The 15458-nt window shown below is 39.8% G+C and carries 14 protein-coding genes; 11 read left to right on the top strand and 3 right to left on the bottom strand.

What is annotated here, in order from left to right:
- Positions 1 to 61 precede the first annotated feature (61 nt).
- From ACY2RU_RS03220 to ACY2RU_RS03270, 11 genes are all read left to right on the top strand, one after another.
- Entirely contained in the window at positions 62 to 3277 is a 3216-nt protein-coding gene (locus tag ACY2RU_RS03220) for a SusC/RagA family TonB-linked outer membrane protein (protein ID WP_490136960.1), read from the top strand.
- 12 nt (positions 3278 to 3289) lie between these two features.
- The gene (locus tag ACY2RU_RS03225; protein WP_490136961.1) at positions 3290 to 4732 is read left to right on the top strand and encodes a SusD/RagB family nutrient-binding outer membrane lipoprotein; all 1443 of its coding nucleotides are present in this window, start codon (positions 3290 to 3292) and stop codon (positions 4730 to 4732) included.
- An 18-nt stretch (positions 4733 to 4750) separates the two neighbouring features.
- Entirely contained in the window at positions 4751 to 6085 is a 1335-nt protein-coding gene (locus tag ACY2RU_RS03230) for a sodium:solute symporter (RefSeq protein ID WP_490136962.1), read from the top strand.
- A complete protein-coding gene (locus ACY2RU_RS03235) occupies positions 6070 to 6897 on the top strand; it encodes a metallophosphoesterase family protein (protein WP_490136963.1) in 828 nt (275 codons plus the stop codon). Before ACY2RU_RS03230 ends, ACY2RU_RS03235 begins: the two co-directional genes overlap by 16 nt.
- A 26-nt stretch (positions 6898 to 6923) precedes the next feature.
- Positions 6924 to 7424, top strand: a complete 501-nt coding sequence (locus ACY2RU_RS03240; RefSeq protein WP_490136964.1) for a rhodanese-like domain-containing protein — start codon at positions 6924 to 6926, stop codon at positions 7422 to 7424.
- Between the two features lie 27 nt (positions 7425 to 7451).
- A complete protein-coding gene (locus ACY2RU_RS03245) occupies positions 7452 to 8135 on the top strand; it encodes a TIGR04282 family arsenosugar biosynthesis glycosyltransferase (RefSeq protein ID WP_490136965.1) in 684 nt (227 codons plus the stop codon).
- 21 nt (positions 8136 to 8156) lie between these two features.
- Positions 8157 to 8969, top strand: a complete 813-nt coding sequence (locus ACY2RU_RS03250) for a purine-nucleoside phosphorylase (RefSeq protein ID WP_490136966.1) — start codon at positions 8157 to 8159, stop codon at positions 8967 to 8969.
- Between the two features lie 102 nt (positions 8970 to 9071).
- The gene (locus ACY2RU_RS03255) at positions 9072 to 9959 is read left to right on the top strand and encodes a sterol desaturase family protein (protein ID WP_490136967.1); all 888 of its coding nucleotides are present in this window, start codon (positions 9072 to 9074) and stop codon (positions 9957 to 9959) included.
- 32 nt (positions 9960 to 9991) lie between these two features.
- Positions 9992 to 10792, top strand: a complete 801-nt coding sequence (locus ACY2RU_RS03260) for a DUF547 domain-containing protein (protein ID WP_490136968.1) — start codon at positions 9992 to 9994, stop codon at positions 10790 to 10792.
- Between the two features lie 43 nt (positions 10793 to 10835).
- Positions 10836 to 11540, top strand: coding sequence for a TIGR04283 family arsenosugar biosynthesis glycosyltransferase (locus tag ACY2RU_RS03265; RefSeq protein ID WP_490136969.1), 705 nt, complete (start codon positions 10836 to 10838; stop codon positions 11538 to 11540).
- Between the two features lie 117 nt (positions 11541 to 11657).
- Positions 11658 to 12101: a hemerythrin domain-containing protein gene (locus tag ACY2RU_RS03270; RefSeq protein WP_490136970.1), complete on the top strand. Its 444-nt coding sequence runs from the start codon at positions 11658 to 11660 to the stop codon at positions 12099 to 12101.
- On the opposite strand, the gene ACY2RU_RS03275 is transcribed toward ACY2RU_RS03270, so the two are convergent.
- Genes ACY2RU_RS03275 through ACY2RU_RS03285 form a run of 3 tightly spaced genes read right to left on the bottom strand, consistent with a single transcriptional unit; the run spans position 12098 to position 15347 of the window.
- Positions 12098 to 13351 carry a POTRA domain-containing protein gene (locus ACY2RU_RS03275; protein ID WP_490136971.1) on the bottom strand — a complete coding sequence of 418 codons (1254 nt, stop codon included), beginning with the start codon at positions 13349 to 13351 and terminating at the stop codon, positions 12098 to 12100. The two genes, ACY2RU_RS03270 and ACY2RU_RS03275, sit on opposite strands and share 4 nt — an antisense overlap.
- The gene (locus tag ACY2RU_RS03280) at positions 13348 to 14373 is read right to left on the bottom strand and encodes a glycoside hydrolase family 113 (protein ID WP_490136972.1); all 1026 of its coding nucleotides are present in this window, start codon (positions 14371 to 14373) and stop codon (positions 13348 to 13350) included. Before ACY2RU_RS03280 ends, ACY2RU_RS03275 begins: the two co-directional genes overlap by 4 nt.
- 38 nt (positions 14374 to 14411) lie before the next feature.
- Complete coding sequence (locus ACY2RU_RS03285) at positions 14412 to 15347, bottom strand: hypothetical protein (RefSeq protein WP_490136973.1); 936 nt, start codon at positions 15345 to 15347, stop codon at positions 14412 to 14414.
- Positions 15348 to 15458 lie beyond the last annotated feature (111 nt).

Consider the following 15458-nt stretch of genomic DNA (forward strand, 5'->3'; position numbering starts at 1 on the left):
TGCGTTTTTAGACGCACCCTTGTGCTTATTCGATAGGTTTTAACAGACAACACAAAACTTTATGAAACACCTATATATGGCTGTTTTGCTATTAGTTTCAGCATACAGCTTTTCGCAAAATACACTTTCGGGTATTGTTACTAGTGCGGTAGACAACCAACCTATTCCCTTTACCAATATCTATATCCTGAGTACTAATCAAGGAACTACAACCAATATTGATGGTGAATTCAGTATGATCGCGCCACCACCTAATACTGTTTTACGCATATCATCGCTAGGCTTTGTTACTCAAGACGTGGTGGTTACTAATCAAGCTACGTTAAATATAGTGCTTCAAGCATCTTCTGAAGGCCTCGACGAGATCGTTGTGACCGCTCTGGGTATCAAACGAGATGAAAAGGAATTGGGCTATACCGTGCAAACCTTAGATGCAGAAACGGTTTCCGAAGTAAAAGCAGTCAACTTTCTCGATAATCTCGCCGGAAAATTAGCGGGTGTAACTATTTCGCAAGGTGCCACAGGCGTTGGTTCTTCATCAAAGATCACCATTCGCGGTGAAGCCTCCTTCTCCAATAACAATCCGTTATTTGTTGTAGACGGCGTTCCAATAAACAACCAAACCGTTTTCAACTTTACCAACGAAGCCGCTGCCGGATTTCAAGAAATTGACTTCGGAAATGGCGCTATGGATGTCAACCCAGACGATATCAAATCGGTTACGGTTTTAAAAGGCCCTTCGGCAGCAGCGCTCTACGGAACACGTGCTTCCAACGGCGTGATTGTGATCGAAACCAAAGACGGAAAACGCTCAAAAGGCATGGGAATTAGCATCAACACCTCCATTTTTATCGATCGCGCATTCAAACTACCAGAATTTCAAAATAAATTCGGACAAGGAAACTCGGGCGAGTTTCAATATGTTGACGGTTTAGGCGCCGGAACCAACGACAATATCACTTATTCCTGGGGACCTGCATTAGACCAAGGTCTGCTTATTCAACAGTTTGACAGTCCCGTAACACTTCCCGACGGAACAATCATTCGTGGTGGTGATACCGCGCTTTACGACGGACTCCCAATTGAGGCGACACCTTTTGTTTCGCATCCCGATAATTTGAAGAATTTTTATAAAACGGGTGTGACAACCATTAACAATATCTCAGTTGCTAATGGTTTTGGCTTGGGTGATTACAGACTTTCATTTACCGACCTGCGAAGTGAATCTATCATTCCCGGTGTCAATCTCGATCGGCAAACGGTAGCGACCAAACTCAATTTTGAACCTTCCGAAAAAACGAAGATCAGCAGCTCGATCAGTTATATGCATTCGGCAAGTGATAACCGCCCTTCCAATGGTTACGGAAGCGAAAATGCAAATTATTCGCTTGTTGCTTGGGGCCCGCGTTCTTTAAACATCAATAGCTTAAAAAACTACTGGCAGCCTGGTCTTAAAGATGTACAGCAATACTCGTTCAACTATACCTTTTTTGACAATCCGTATTTTATTTTGCTTGAAAACCGAAACAGTTTTGGACGTGATCGTGTCTTCGGAAATGTTCAAATCAAGCATAACTTTACACCCGAATTTAGCGCTTCCTTGCGGACTGGAATGGATTATTCTTCGGAAAAGAGACAGTTCCGAAGAGCTTTTAGCAGCAACCGGTTTAAAAATGGTGGTTATGCAGAACATGACGTCTTGTTCCGAGAAGTCAATACCGACTTCCTCTTTAATTACACAAAAGACTTCGGAAACTTCAATTTTGACATTTCCGCAGGTGGAAATCGCCTGGATCAAACCGCAGCAACAAGTCAGTCGCAAACCGTAAATTTAGCACAACCAGGTATCTATAATTTAAACAATGCTGCCTCGCCCATTGAGGCTTTCCAATTTGACTCGCAAAAACGAATTAATTCGCTTTATGGCATTGCAAAACTCGGTTATAAAGATTTTTTATACGTCGATATTACGGGAAGAAATGATTGGTCAAGTGCTTTAGCAACTCCCTTCGCAGTAGATAATGTTTCATTCTTCTATCCTTCGATCTCAACAAGCTTTATTCTATCAAAAGTAACGCAGCTACCTGAAATAATTTCCTTTGCAAAGATTCGTGCGAGTATTGCCGAAGTTGGAAATGACACCAATCCGTATCAAACTTCAGGGGCTTTTATCTCACAAACACCCTATTTAGGGCAACCTACTTTTAGCAATCAAAACGTGATCCCCAATGCTAATTTAAAGCCAGAACGTGTAACCAACTATGAAGTGGGATTTGACCTGCGATTCATGAATGATCGTTTCAATATTGATTTCACCTATTACAATGCCTTGACAAAAGATCAGATCATTTCACTACCTATTCCCATCTCTTCTGGATATGCACAACAGGTGGTTAACGGCGGAAAAGTAAGGAGCCAAGGAATTGAATTTATTACCGAAATTACGCCTATAAAAAATAAAAAAATTCAATGGACCTCAACCTTTAACTTCAGTAAAAATAAAGCAATTGTTGAAGATCTACCACAAACCGATGGTCGTCTTACCTTGGCCTATAGCCGCATTTACGATAGCGCAAATCAAACAGTTTGGTTTCAAGTAGAAGAAGGTGGTAAAGTGGGTGATTTCTACGGAACCGGCTATTTAAAAAATGAAAACGGCGATTTTGTTTTAGATGCTAACGGAAACTATATTGCAGATAACGAGCTTCAGAAACTAGGGAATTATAATCCAGATTTTATGTTAGGATGGAACAATCAATTTCAATTTAAAAAGTGGAATATGAGCTTTCTATTCGATTGGCGCCAAGGTGGTGAGTTGGTTTCTCGCACAAGTGCACTAGGAAATGTTGGCGGACAGCTAGCTGAAACAATGAACAGGCCTGAGGAGGGAATCATTGCAGACGGCGTGGTTAATGTTGGCACCGATGAAAACCCTAATTACATCCCAAATACCACTCCTATTTCCGCAGAAAGCTATTACCGACAGTACTACGACCGCAATCATGAAGAAAACAATGTCTACGATGCTTCCTATTTAAAACTAAGGCAGTTTTCAATTGGTTATACCTTTGATGTGGCAAACGGATTCCTTGGACTCCAGGAAGGCGGTGAAGTCACGTTTAGCCTGATTGGAAGAAATTTATTTGCTATTACCGAGAATCCACATTTCGATCCAGAACAGTTAGCCGTTCAAGGAAACGGCTTTGTGAGTGGCGTTGAAGACATGAGCTATGCAACAAGTAGAAGTTTTGGGCTTAAAGCCGGATTTAATTTTTAATTGAAAGAAACGATGAAAAACATTCTATCTATATGTAGCTTGCTTTGCCTTTTAATGACAACTAGCTGTACCAAAGATTTCGAAGAAATAAACACAAATCCAAATGCTCCAAATGCAGTGCAACCTAGTCTTCTTTTAAGACAGGTGATCTATGACTTTGGAGAGCAAATGAGTTATGAAGGTTTTGTCGCGGGCGATCTTCTTTCACAACACCGGACTGCCTTAGATTTTAATCTTTTTGATCGGCATGCGTTAAAATCACCGCAACTAGGTGGAAATCCGTGGCCAATTTTTTATACCAATCTACGTGACAATGAGATCATACTAACACAATCAAAAGCCGTGGAAACCTTTGCGGTTTACGAAGGACCCGCTCTCATATTAAAAGCCTATATGGCTGCAGGTCTAACCGATCTTTTTGGCGATGTGCCTTACAGCGAAGCATTTGATGGAATTAACGGAAATGTCACACCCGCCTATGATTCTCAAGAGGCAATTTATACAGGTCCCGGTGGAATTTTGGAAAGTTTAGACGCAGGCATAGCAGCTATTGAAGCCTATGACGACGTGATCGCATTAGAAGGTGATATTCTCTTCGGTGGAAATCTAGACGCTTGGATCACCTTTGCAAATAGCCTAAAAATAAAAAGCTTATTGCGCATTTCAAATAAAATAGATGTTTCCGAAGAACTACAAACACTTTTTTCCGAAGGCAATTATATTTCTGAGAATAGTGCGAACGCAGTGTTTAACTTCACCAATACTGATCCTAATAGCTTTCGCTTAGCGCAATTGCGCATAGGCGACTTCAACAATTTTGTGCTTTCTGAAACGATGGAGGAAATTCTGATCGCCAAGAACGATACGCGAATCGGGCAGTTTTTTCGGCCTTTTGAAAACGCTACTTCCGAAGAGTACAACGGTCTCATAAACGGTATTGATGCCTCACAAACGTCAATAGAACTAGCCGATTACTCCTTGTCGGGTACTGCCTTTAGAGAAGATACCTCCACCCTGGATGCAAATTTTATGACCGCTTGGGAAACCTATTTCAACTTGGCTGAAGCCGCCGAACGCGGACTCATATCTGCAGATGCTCAAAGTTTATATGAAACTGGTGTAGCATTAGCATTTGCGTATTGGCAAACCGAATTACCTTCAGAATACCTTACCGGCCCTGCAGCTTATGACGCTCCAGAAACGAGTCGGTTAGAACAAATTATTACCCAAAAATGGATCGCAAACCTCATTAACGGTTACGAGGGTTGGATTGAATGGCGCCGCACCGGCTTTCCCGCATTTAAACCCGTGGCTGCGAGTCTTAACGATGGCCTCATCCCTGTGCGTATGCCGTATCCAGCCGAAGAAGAAGCCTTAAATGCAGAAAACTACCAACAGGCAGCCGCTGCAACCAATGGAAACAGCATCAATGCACCTGTTTGGTGGGATGAATAATAAATTAAAACATAAAATTTGACAACAGAAATTTGGCAATGGGGATTGATCATAGGATCGAGTTTATTACTCTTTCTGCTCTCGCCATGGGCAAAAACCAAGAATCAGTTCTTTAAGGCAACGCACTTAAAGAAACCACCTAGCGGACTTTGGCTTACTGGGAGCTTGATCATTTCATGGATCTTTGCCAAAAGCATTACCAACGCGGCAAATTTAGGAATGGATTATGGTATAGTTGGCGGAGTTGCCTATGCCGGATACTACCTGTCGTTTGCTGTGGCTGGGGTTTTACTTTATCAAATTCGGGTTACAGGAGGCTTTAAAAGTATTCACGACTTTCTTACTACTCGCTTCGGAAAAGGAGCCATGGCACTATTTTCTGTCTTGATCTCCATCCGTTTATTCAACGAAGTTTGGAGTAATACTATGGTGATTGGAACCTATTTTGGAGATTCTGGCAGCGCGCCTTATTATTGGGCTATATTAGTGTTTACCCTACTTACTTTGGCGTATGCCATCAAAGGTGGATTGAGCAGTTCTATCTTTACAGATGTCATCCAAATGGCACTTTTTTCGGTTTTATTGATTGTTATTTTAGGGGTTATTTTTTCTTCGGAAGGATTTACTGCTGGCGATGTTATTAGTTCTGGAACATGGAGTTTTGAGCTGGGTCTCAATCTTTTCTTCGCAGCGATCATCCAGTCATTTAGTTATCCGTTTCACGATCCGGTTTTAACTGACAGAGCCTTCTTAAGCAGTCCAAAAGTCACGCGAAGAAGTTTTCTTTGGGCCAGTCTTATTGGCGGTTTGTGCATTGTTCTATTCAGTATTATTGGCGTGTATGCACAAAGTAAAGGTATGCAAGGACAAGCCGCAGTTGAAGTAGGGAAAGCTTTTGGAGTTGTTGTTTTGCTTATTATTAATTTTATCATGATCACGTCTGCGGCCTCAACCTTAGATTCTACTTTTTCATCTTTTTCTAAAATGCTTGCTGTAGATCTCAATTTTGGGAATAGAATTAGTTTCGGGAGGGCTTCTATGGTAGCTATCGCTATTTTAGGAACCATTCCCGTATTTTTAGACGCCGAAATACTTTCAGCAACAACCATATCTGGTACAATGGTGATCGGTCTTACACCCGTCTTTGTTTTCTGGAAAGTAAAAGCACCTAAAATAAGCTTCCACTTAAGCGTCATCTGTGGCATTATATTTGGTTTTTTACTTGTATTCAACGTGTTCCCTAAGGAACTCATTTTTACAGAAGGCAAATACGCCGATCTGCTATGGGTCAATGTTTGGGGTATTTTATCATGTATTCTTTTATATTTAATTCCATCATGGATAAAAAAATAATAAATCTTGGCACTGTAAAAGGCCCAGTACTTCTTTTTGGAGGTATCTATAGCAATTTGCAAGCCTTGGAAGAACTAAAACGCATTGCCGAAAGCCTACATATTCCGCCAGAGAACTGTATTTGTACTGGTGACATTGTTGGCTATTGCGCGCAACCGGAGGAAACAGTTCAACTCTTTAAATTATGGGGTGCGCAAAGTATTTTAGGCAATGTGGAAGTGCAACTTCGCGATGGTGCCGAAGACTGTGGGTGCGATTTTAAAGCGGGTTCGCGTTGTGATTCATTTTCTCAACTCTGGTACCCATTTGCACAGCAACAATTATCTAAAGATTCGATCGATTTTGTTTCGGGTCTGCCCGATCATATTCGGTTTAACTATGCCAACAAGACCGTTACGATAGTTCATGGTTCTTACGAAAATATTTCAGAATTTATCTTTAAATCGACTCCATGGGAACGTAAGGAAAATAGTATACAAGCGACTCAAAGTGAGGTGATCATTGCAGGACATTGCGGTTTGCCGTTTTATCATGAGCAAGACAACAACTTATGGCTCAATCCAGGGGTTATAGGAATGCCCGCGAATGATGGGAACCCATTGGTTTGGTATGCTATTCTGGACGATGCTACGGGGAGGTTAGCGTATAAGCATCACAACATGTCATATAATCATACCTTAGCAAGTAGGTTGATGCGTGACGTTCCTGTTCCGCAGGAATACGCCCGCACATTGGTGACTGGGATCTGGGATAATACTGAAATTCTGCCTCCCACGGAAAGTGGCTTACAAGGGCTTGACATCCAACTTTAAGTTTGTAAATTTACCTTTCAAATAAAATGAAGAAGCTATTTATTTTTTTTCTACTACTTTGTTCTTTTAAAAGCTTTGCTCAAAAGACCTTAAACGAACTTCTCGAACTGTACAACACGCGTTCGGTTTCTTATATTTCGGTAGAAGAGCTTCGGATGTTACAAACCAACCAAGACGTGACCATCATAGACAGCAGAGAGATGGAAGAGTTTGAGGTAAGTCATATTGGTGGAGCAAAATTTGTTGGTTTTAACACATTTTCTTCGGAAGCCATTTCAGCAGAAATAACAGATAAAAATGCACCTATTATAGTGTATTGTTCCTTAGGAATTCGTTCCGAAGAAATAGGTGAAAAACTTCAAAAAGCAGGCTACTCGAATGTTAAAAACCTTTACGGAGGTATTTTTGAATGGAAAAACAAAAGCTATCCTGTGTTAAATTCAGAAGCAAAGGAAACAGACAGTATTCACACATTTTCCATAGCATGGAGCAAATGGTTAACCAAAGGAATTAAGGTCTACCAATAAATTAACAATAGTAATTTCGCATATATTATGGCCATACTAGGCTTAAAAAATACAGATGGAAAAGAAAGCACAAAAGAGGTGTTTTATTTTCCAACATCAAAAAATGCGCTGATCATTTTTACCCGTAACCCTGAGTTAGGCAAGTGTAAAACACGTCTGGCTGCGACTGTTGGTAATGAATGTGCATTAGAAATTTATAAATTTTTGCTCAATCATACCGTCGCTATTACCAAAGGATTAACGGCAGACAAGTATGTTTTCTATTCTGAACAAGTCCGCGAAAATGACCTTTGGGATGAAACGATCTACCGGAAAAAGTCACAATTTGGTGAAGATCTGGGTAGCCGAATGCAAAATGCGTTTACAGAACTATTTGAGATGGGTTATGAACGACTTATTATCATTGGAAGTGATATGTATGATCTATCTCAATTAGAACTTGAAAATGCCTTCGTCACGCTAGAACAAAACGATTACGTAATTGGTCCAGCAGAAGATGGTGGCTATTATTTACTTGGCATGAAAGAAACCCTTCCATCGCTATTTGTCAACAAACTTTGGGGTGCCGACTCTGTTTTGGAAGCAACTCTCAATGATCTCAAATCGAAGCGCGTAGGTATCTTAGCTGAAAAGAATGATGTAGATTATTACGAAGATATCAAGGATATTGATGCTTTTCAGCCCTTTTTCAATACATTCGAACCTAAATAATTATCCGAATTAACCAATCGTATGAAAAAATATATACAAGAATCCGCTGAATTTTTAAAACAACGAGGTTTCGACAAACCCGAAATTGGTATCATCTTAGGAACAGGTCTCGGACAGATCATTGACAAAGTTGCTATAGAAGCTGAAATGAGCTATAATCATATTCCCAATTTCCCCACGGCCACGGTTGAATTCCATAAAGGAAAACTCATTTACGGGACTTTGGCGGGTAAAAAGGTCATCCTTATGTTAGGCCGATTTCATTTTTATGAAGGCTATACATTTAAAGATGTCACCTTTCCCGTGCGCGTAATGAAGGCCTTAGGTATTACAAAATTACTCGTGAGTAATGCTTCGGGAGCGATCAATCTCAACTTTAAAAAAGGAGAGATCATGCTTATTGATGATCATATCAATTTACAAGGAGGTTCTCCTTTGGCCTTTAAGGGTGTCGAAAAACTAGGTGAACGTTTTGTAGATATGAGCGCGCCGTATGATCGCGATATGAACGCCAAAATTGAAGCGATTGCAAAAGACAAAAAGATCAATTTGCACAAAGGTGTATATGCTAGTGTTGTTGGCCCGCAATTGGAAACTCGCGCTGAGTATCGCTATCTAAAGATTATCGGAGCCGATGCTGTAGGTATGAGTACCGTACCTGAAGTTATTGTTGCAAATCACTTGAATTTACCCGTTGCAGCTGTTTCTGTATTAACAGACGAATGTGATCCAAAAAACCTGCATCCAGTCGATATTGGAGATATTATTGCACATGCAGAAAAAGCAGAACCGAATATGATAACACTTTTTACGGAACTAATTAAACAATTATAATTGAGCACCTACAGGCTCCAGAGCCGTAGTTACTACTGCGGAAGGATGATGAACAACCGTATTAACCATAGGGTACAACAAAAAGAGCTGTAGCTAAAAACCATGAAGAAATATCTAGACATATTTGGCGAATCTTATACAGGATACTGGAATTATTTAATTTCTGAAATCACTTCCTTTCATTGGGGAAATTATTTCTACGGACTTATAGCAGTTTCACTCCTTGTTTGGATACTCGAATTGCTTTTTCCTTGGCGGAAAAACCAAAAAGTGTTTCGCAAAGATTTTTGGCTGGACACTTTTTATATGTTCTTTAATTTTTTTCTTCTGAATTTGATCGTATTAATTGCCTTATCAAACTCGGCTGCGCTTGTTTTTGATGATATTCTTGGGCTTTTTGGATTGAGTATTGACAACTTTCAACTTTTTGATGTAGATGCACTTCCCTTATGGGCAGGTCTATTTATCTTTTTTATTGTGAGTGACTTTGTACAATGGAACACCCACCGATTATTGCACCGAACCCCTTTTCTGTGGAATTTTCACAAAGTACATCACTCTGTAAAAGAAATGGGCTTCGCTGCGCACCTTCGATATCATTGGATGGAACCCATCCTTTATAAATCACTCTTGTATATTCCTATAGCAATTATTGGCGGTTTTGATGCGCAGCACGTTGCTATTGTTCACTTCTTTGCACTAACTGTAGGTCACCTCAACCATGCAAACTTGGGTTGGGATTACGGGGTTTTAAAATATGTATTCAATAATCCAAAAATGCACATCTGGCACCATGCTAAAGTCTTACCAAAACACACCAAATACGGTGTTAATTACGGTATTACTTTAAGTATCTGGGATTATCTTTTTAAAACAGACCATGTTCCGTACGACGGTAGGGATATCGAACTTGGATTTGACGGTGACGAAACCTTTCCGAAAAACTTCTTAGCGCAAGAAATGTATCCTTTAAAAACTAAAAAGGATTAAACTGCGTACATACTATAACAAAGACCTCAAAAATGAAATACTTCGCTCAGTTTATTTGCATCATTAGTCTACTATTTTTAACGCAAAGTTGTAACCTTTTATCGGCTGCAGGAATTTCCAGCCAAGGACAACCCACCAAAGAAGTAAAAGGTGAACTAACTTCTATGACAACAAATTCTGCAGTAAATGTAGACCATAGCGCGTGGGATAAATTACTTAAACAATATGTTGATAAAGATGGCATGGTAGATTATACGGGCTTTAAAAAAGATGAAGCAGCGCTCAACACCTATTTAGAACAATTGGCTGCAATGAATCCAACAACCGACTGGAGTGTGCAGGAATTACTGCCTTTTTACATCAATTTATACAATGCGCATACGGTAAAACTAATTGTAGATAATTACCCAGTTAAGAGTATTAAAGACATCAAAGGCGCATGGACCAAGGGGATAGTAAACGTTGGTGGTCGCGAACTTTCTTTAGGTGGTATTGAAAATGGTATTCTTCGGAAAATGAACGAACCCCGTATTCATTTCGCTATTAATTGCGCGTCAATCTCTTGCCCGAAATTACTAAACGAAGCCTTTACGGCGTCTAAAATCAACGAACAACTAGAAAGCGTCACAACTCAATTTATCAACGGCGATAAGAATGATATTAATAGTAACGAACCGAAGCTTTCCTCCATTTTTGATTGGTATCAAAAAGATTTTATTGTGGATGGTGAGCAAAATGTGATTGCCTACATCAATCAGTATAGTAATAAAAAAATTGAGCCTCTCGCACCCCTAGTGTATAAAGAATACAACTGGAATTTAAACGAACAATAAAACGCTTTTGCGATCAAGAATTTGATCTTTCTGATCATTCACTATGCTAAGTATTATCATTCCTGTTCTAAATGAATCTGAAAATATAACAAAGCTGTTACAGCATCTTGTTGAAAATAGCCGTACCCAACATATTTCAGAAATAATTGTTGTTGACGGTGGAAGCACAGATACTACATGCCAGTTAACTACCAATTTTGCTGAAAATGCAACAGTATCGGTACAACTTTTTTCTTCGGAAAGAGGACGAGCGAAACAAATGAATTTAGGCGCAAAACAGGCGAAAGGTGATATCCTCTATTTTCTGCATGCAGATTCATATCCCCCGAAAGATTTCGATTCCCTTATCATTTCCGAAGTACAAAAAGATAATCTTGCGGGTTGTTTCCGAATGAAATTCAAAAGCATCCATTGGTGGCTACGCCTTGCAGGTTGGCTTACAAAGTTTAACTGGCGTGCCTGTCGCGGAGGCGATCAAAGTCAGTTTATCATTAAAGATCTCTTTAATGAAATTGGCGGGTATGATGAAACTTATACTATTTATGAGGACAATATTCTAATTAGTGAACTCTACTCGCGTAAACAATTTGTAGTAATACAGCACTGGCTCTATTCTTCAGCAAGACGCTATAAACATCACGGTGTTTGGAAGCTACAATATCACTTTTTTACCATTTATATCAAGAAATTCTTTGGGGCATCTGCAGATGATCTGTACACCTATTACAAAAAGCATATTCAGAAATAAGTATAATTTGATCTTTAAGTGGTAGCTCTACTATCTTTAGAGAGGTTTAAAAATTTAAGATTTTGTAAACAGAAATCTATTTTCATGATTTGTAACTTCACATAAAACAAAAATATTATGAAAAATATATTTGAAGCCATCCGTGCCGATCATGACATTCAGCGTGATCTGTGTAAAAGAATTCTCAAAACTGAGGGTAAAACAACCGAAAGAAAACAACTTTGGAAAGCATTAAAAGCTGAGCTACAAATGCACGAAACAGCAGAAGAACGTCACTTCTACAAACCGCTTATTAGCAGTGATATGATGGTTGAACATGCCCGCCACGGTATTGCCGAGCATCACGAAATAGACGAGCTAATAGAGAAAGTAGATGAAGCAGAGATGGACACTTCGGCTTGGTTGACCTATGCTAAACAACTTGCTGAGAAGGTTGAGCATCACTTGGAAGACGAAGAGCATTCCTTCTTTCAAATGGCAGGGAAAGAATTTTCAGAAGCACAAAAAAAATCACTTTCTAAAGAATATCAGCAAGAGATGGCCGAGCAGCGAAACGCTTAAAAATACTGTCCGATACCAAAGACAAGACCACGGGTTGAATTGTTGGTTATTCCGTAGCCATAATCAATACGAAATACTGTATTAAAAATACGTTTATGGATAAAACGGACGCCCATTCCTGGATAAATGCGGAGATTTTGCTCATCGCCGAAATCACCAAAATCTCCGCCTGGATTTCGCCACGATCCGCCGTCTACAAAAGCATTCCCCTGCAATACGAACCAGTTTTTTTCAAAAAGCGTGTATCGATATTCCGTATTTAAAACAATGGCAGCCGTTCCTCTATCGATGGTATTTCCAACGCCGCGAATGTTCAAGTTATTATCAACCGCAAAGGGTGCAAAAGGTGTTTTATTATTCGTAGCAACACCCAAGCGCAATCGGCTCGCCCAATTCCCCTTCGCTCCTACACGTTTGTAATAGATAAAATCATTATAACCAATAAGGAAATCGGGCAAAGTGGCATCACTACTTTGAACGTATTGAAAGTTAAACAAGCTCTTAAAACCCTCGATATATTGATAAAAAGTATCTACCGTATTGTATTCGTAAAGCAACTTATATAAGAGCTTATCAACTTCTAGAGTTTGTGGGACATCAGGATTTGTTGCTCCCGACTTGTAATTATACATCTCTGTAAAGTAACTCCCACCCAAAGCCACTTTATGATTGAGGGTAAACTCATACAGTCCTAAAACCTCATACGAGGTGTTGTTATATTTATACTGAGCCTCACCCGTTTCTAAAAAAACTGGTTCTTGTGTGGTTAAATTTTGATAATTGACAGCAAGACCCATTTGACTACTAAAAAGATAAGGTGCTCTAAAATTTACACCCGCACTATTATAAATATCACGCTGAAAATACCCCCCAACGATGATATTTTGCCCTAATCCGTTGAATTCATACAAGCCCAATTTATAGGCAAATTCATCATTATTGGTCGTATAAACATTCGCGGAAGGAATAATAGTAAAGTTTTCATCTACGCCGTAAACCACATTTACACTTCCATCAGGATTTTTAATGACCTCGTAGTACGCATGCGCAATTGCCGGAAGTCGTTTTAATCGAGCAATATCGTTCTGTAAGCGTAGCGAGTCTAGCAGCTGACCTTCCCGAACCTTGGAGATTTTTTTAATAAATGCCGTTTTTGTCTTTTTATTTTTCTCAATAAAAACTTCGGAAATTTCTTGAGCAACGACCGTTCCACAGGTAAAGAATAAAAAACAAGCCGCTATTATTTTCATTTATGAGCTTTAAATTGCTGCTGAATGAGTGTTTCAACAGGCTTGTTCTGAGGTGTAAATTGTGTATTTTCATGACCTCCCACTTCATGGTGCTCCATAAACCATTTCCATACAAAACCACCTTTAAACCAGCTTTCACCATATAATTCTTCATACAGCGCTTGCGTAAGATTCTTTTGAGCTTCCATATTAACTCCTGTCATACTCCGATCACTTTTCCAAGGTTCCTTCCCAGCATAATCAACACTTCGGTAACCATATTCTGTAAATAAAATTGGCTTTTTGTGTGCTTCGGAAACCATCGCTAATTCTGCTTTCCATGGTTGCCAACCCACCCGAGCCTCTTCCACGGTAGGTGTTTTTGCTTCGGAAACTGGAAAATATGCATCGACTCCAATATAATCTAACTCATTCCAAAAAGGAACGCGTTTGTACTCATCCCAATTGGCTGCATAGGTCAATTTTCCTGAATATTGTTTCTTGATTTCAGCAATAAGATTCTTCCAAAAGAGGGGTCTCTGAATAATAAATTGTTCTAATTCTGTCCCAATACAAAATGCTGCAACTTGTAATTCCGAAGCAAGTGCAACATACGTAAGTATAAATTCTCGATAACTCGCTTCAAGAACGTTCCAATCTTGCTCAGTTTTCATGGTAAGATGCCCCGTAAATTCCCCACGGTGAATCCATATTTGCGGCTTAAGCATCACTGAAATTCCCTGTTGATGTAGCATTTCGATGTACTGCTTAGCTCCTGCTTTTCTCTCCCCAAACCATTGTCGGTCGCTATTATGCATTATCGTAGGCGTCTCAAGGTCGCGAATAAAGCCAAAAGGCATGATGGCCACATAATTAGCGTCCAAAGCAATAACAGGATCAACATGTGCTTTGGTGGCAACATTTTTAGAAGCCACAAAGCTTACGGCATTAATTTTTAAAGGCTCCTCGGGGGAAGCGACCTGCGAGCATCCTGAAATTCCGCTTATGAGCGTTATTATGATGATTCCTAAAATTCTTGTCATATACTGTAATTAGACTGTAAAATACGAATTATATTGACTCAAAACAGGGCGCGTAATCCTACACTAAAGGTTTGACCCAAACCTTGAAAATTAGCTCCTCTTACGATCTTCCCAAAAGAAGCTTCCACATTTAAAACCTGAGTCAGTTGGTATTTACCTCCAAACCCAAGCGAAGTAGCATTCTGAGAAAAATTGTTGTCCCCACTATCGGGATTGTCATATCCTATCAAAAAAGCCTGCTGGGTATTTACAAAAAGTGTCGATCTTGAAGAAGGAAAGTAACTCAAAAATGCGCTTACAGGTAAGAATAAGCTATTATTAGCGAAACGCTCACCGATGTTTTCAGAAGAAGGGTCGGCATCTTGCCGGGTTTCCCCAAAGTTGAATGCTAGATCGGCTTCCGTAAAAATCTGCCAGTTACCTCCGCCAAAGGTTTTATCGTAAAAGAATTTTGTTTCCCACGTTAGGCTCCGTTTATCCAAATAAGGTGCGTTTGGCACATCGTCAAACAGCGGTAAAAACAACGAACTCGTAAGTGAAAAGTTTCCAATGTTTTCAAATGGTTGAATTCGGACTGATGGCGCAAGGGTTGTTAAACCACTCCGTGCATCTGTTGTGTTGTTTTTGAAGGAAAGCACCTCCAACGCATTCGCACCACCGTAGGTGTTAGAACGAACTTGAACGATCAGCCCTACATTCACGCGAGAGGCGTTGCTGATCCCTGTGTAAACTTCCGTAGTATTGGTAAAAAATGTTTGTCGTGGAATCGTAACCGATGTAGTGTTTCCGTCAGTGACCTCCGTCTGCGTATAAATACTATTGAAAAACTTAATATCCCACTGACCTTGCTTTAATAATTTAGAAGGAGTAAACGTTTGTACATTACTCAAGGCACTGTTTTCATCCTGAGCCATGACGCTTGTAATAACAAGGCACAATACACATGTAAGTATGAATTTGGTCGAAATTTTCATAAGCATCTTTTTTTCAGAAGAACACAAGACTTACATATTTAATCAGAAAATAGGTAGTTGCATTCGTGCTTCCGCTGCTTGCCGAACCTCGGGGAGTGCGTCGACAAGCGG

The sequence above is a fragment of the Ulvibacter sp. 2305UL32-6 genome (assembly GCF_058148545.1).

Excerpts from the sequence above, each read along its gene's own strand:
- ACY2RU_RS03220 (WP_490136960.1), top strand. The coding sequence starts at position 62 with ATGAAACACCTATATATGGCTGTTTTGCTATTAGTTTCAGCATACAGC.
- ACY2RU_RS03225 (WP_490136961.1), top strand. The coding sequence starts at position 3,290 with ATGAAAAACATTCTATCTATATGTAGCTTGCTTTGCCTTTTAATGACA.
- ACY2RU_RS03235 (WP_490136963.1), top strand. The coding sequence starts at position 6,070 with ATGGATAAAAAAATAATAAATCTTGGCACTGTAAAAGGCCCAGTACTT.
- ACY2RU_RS03240 (WP_490136964.1), top strand. The coding sequence starts at position 6,924 with ATGAAGAAGCTATTTATTTTTTTTCTACTACTTTGTTCTTTTAAAAGC.
- ACY2RU_RS03245 (WP_490136965.1), top strand. The coding sequence starts at position 7,452 with ATGGCCATACTAGGCTTAAAAAATACAGATGGAAAAGAAAGCACAAAA.
- ACY2RU_RS03250 (WP_490136966.1), top strand. The coding sequence starts at position 8,157 with ATGAAAAAATATATACAAGAATCCGCTGAATTTTTAAAACAACGAGGT.
- ACY2RU_RS03255 (WP_490136967.1), top strand. The coding sequence starts at position 9,072 with ATGAAGAAATATCTAGACATATTTGGCGAATCTTATACAGGATACTGG.
- ACY2RU_RS03260 (WP_490136968.1), top strand. The coding sequence starts at position 9,992 with ATGAAATACTTCGCTCAGTTTATTTGCATCATTAGTCTACTATTTTTA.
- ACY2RU_RS03265 (WP_490136969.1), top strand. The coding sequence starts at position 10,836 with ATGCTAAGTATTATCATTCCTGTTCTAAATGAATCTGAAAATATAACA.
- ACY2RU_RS03270 (WP_490136970.1), top strand. The coding sequence starts at position 11,658 with ATGAAAAATATATTTGAAGCCATCCGTGCCGATCATGACATTCAGCGT.
- ACY2RU_RS03275 (WP_490136971.1), bottom strand. The coding sequence starts at position 13,351 with ATGAAAATAATAGCGGCTTGTTTTTTATTCTTTACCTGTGGAACGGTC.
- ACY2RU_RS03280 (WP_490136972.1), bottom strand. The coding sequence starts at position 14,373 with ATGACAAGAATTTTAGGAATCATCATAATAACGCTCATAAGCGGAATT.
- ACY2RU_RS03285 (WP_490136973.1), bottom strand. The coding sequence starts at position 15,347 with ATGAAAATTTCGACCAAATTCATACTTACATGTGTATTGTGCCTTGTT.